1 pseudogene is annotated in these 412 nt (G+C 79.4%); it reads right to left on the reverse strand.

Features of this window, described 5'->3' with window-relative positions:
- Nucleotides 1–159: 159 nt before the first annotated feature.
- Nucleotides 160–412: pseudogene (locus tag GTW08_RS15760) on the reverse strand (ferritin-like domain-containing protein); the annotation flags it as partial.

Below are 412 nucleotides of genomic sequence, written 5' to 3' on the forward strand. Positions count from 1 at the left end.
CCGCAGCGGGCCGCGGCGAGCGCCACGGTCCCGGTGCCGGTGCCCAGGTCGAGCACGGCCCCGCGGGCCCGCCCGGAGACGGCGACGGCGCGGGCCAGCATCTGCGAGTCCGACTGGGGCCGGTAGACCCCGGGCGGGGTCAGGAGCATGGGCGCCACGTCAGTGCGCGACCGTCTCGCGGGCCACCTCGGCGTGCCGGGTGCGGGCCGCGGTGAGCACGCCCGCCCGGTTCTTGTGCTGCTCCTCGTAGCGCAGCACGGCCTGCACGTCCTCGGGCGTGTCGAGCTCGCGGACGGCGCGGGCCGCGTCGGGGACGGACAGGTCGTCGTAGCCGTCGACCGGGAGTTCGCCGGCGCCGAGCGCGCCGCGGGACCGACGGGTGTCGTGCAGGGCGCGGGCGGCGTCGCCGGCC

It is taken from the genome of Pseudonocardia sp. SID8383 (assembly GCF_009864975.1).
Lineage (GTDB): Bacteria > Actinomycetota > Actinomycetes > Mycobacteriales > Pseudonocardiaceae > Pseudonocardia > Pseudonocardia alni.